General features: G+C 54.2%; 1 protein-coding gene and 1 pseudogene. Both read left to right on the forward strand.

The window, feature by feature from the left end:
- Window positions 1–422: pseudogene (locus Xedl_RS19600) on the forward strand (DUF2345 domain-containing protein); the annotation flags it as partial.
- Complete coding sequence (locus Xedl_RS19605; RefSeq protein ID WP_074025393.1) at window positions 419–1,204, forward strand: DUF4123 domain-containing protein; 786 nt, start codon at window positions 419–421, stop codon at window positions 1,202–1,204. The pseudogene Xedl_RS19600 and the gene Xedl_RS19605, both read left to right, overlap by 4 nt.
- Window positions 1,205–1,299: the final 95 nt, after the last annotated feature.

Here is a 1,299-nt window from a genome sequence, read left to right on the forward strand (position 1 = left end):
ACCACGATATCCGCGCCGATGACCATCATCAGGTCGCCGGTTCGCGCAAAATCACCACCGAAGGGGATGTCTCCCACCGGATTGCCGGCAGCCAGCATACTCAGACCGGCGACGCGACTGTGATTGACAGCGGGCAGGAAATCCACCTGAAAAGTGGCGGCAAGGTCGTACTGGAAGCGGCAGCAGAAATCACGCTGAAAGTGGGTGGCAGTTTTCTGAAAGTCACACCGGGTGGCATTCTCTGCTCACCGATTAATGTTGGGCAAGGTTCAGGCGGCAGCGGTCGCGGGGTTTCACTGCAATTACCGGAAGGCGTGGAGCCATTGCCGGAGGTGGAATTTCCGGTCAAAAAATATTGTGCATTGCAGGCTCAGGAGAATGCTGCCTGGGTGATTAAAGCCCCGCTAGGAGGTCAGTCATGACTGATTCTACCCAAAAAACAAGCTGGGCAACCTGGCTGGGCGGATCTGGCAAACCGCCAGTTTACCTGATGATCAACCCGCTTTCGGTGCCTAATCCTGTCAACACGATCTATGTGAACAACTGGGTTGAACAGGCTTTCCCCCTGTATAGCGGTACATCGCTTGCTCACCTGATGGAGCTGGGGCCGTGGCTTATTCAGCCGAAAATGGACTGTCTGTCCACGTTTGCTCGTCTGCTCGACCACCGCGCGTTCAGTGACGGCAGTTGGGGCTGGGCATACCGTAGCGATACGGGCTGGCAGGCACAACTGGATCACTGGCAACGTCACCAGCTCGTGACCCTGCGAGATGAACAGGTCGTCTTCCGGCTCATGGATACGCGTATTCTGCGGGTATTGATGCCCGCGATGCAGCCGACAGAGTGGACATCTCTGCTTAACCCGGTCACTGAGCTGATGGTGGATATGCCTGAACCGACGGTTTTTCTTCGACCGGCACAATGCCCGTTCAGCCAGATTGAACGCCCTTTTGTACTGGAGCCGCACCTGATTGCCGCGTGGGAACAGTCCGATTTTGCACTGGAAGGACTCGCAAAAACGCTGATGTATGAACTGTGGGAAGCACAGGGCGAACTGGCACTGAAACGGGATACTCCCGAAGGTACTTTGATCCGTGACCTTGAAAAATGGCTGCGTCAGCACCGCCAACAGGGTTCACGTTTACAGGCGCTGACCCTCCATGACTTTCTGGCAGGAAGCGAGATTGATGCACAACGTACTTAATCAATAAAGGATTTAACCGAATGAGTGACACAGGAAGATTAGATTGTGTTCCCTGCAATACATTCAAACACTGGCTGGAATTTCAGTTATTGGAT

The organism is Xenorhabdus eapokensis, from assembly GCF_001908105.1.

What these genes read in the sequence shown, in the direction of transcription:
- Xedl_RS19605 (WP_074025393.1), top strand. Translation starts at nt 419, where the DNA reads ATGACTGATTCTACCCAAAAAACAAGCTGGGCAACCTGGCTGGGCGGA.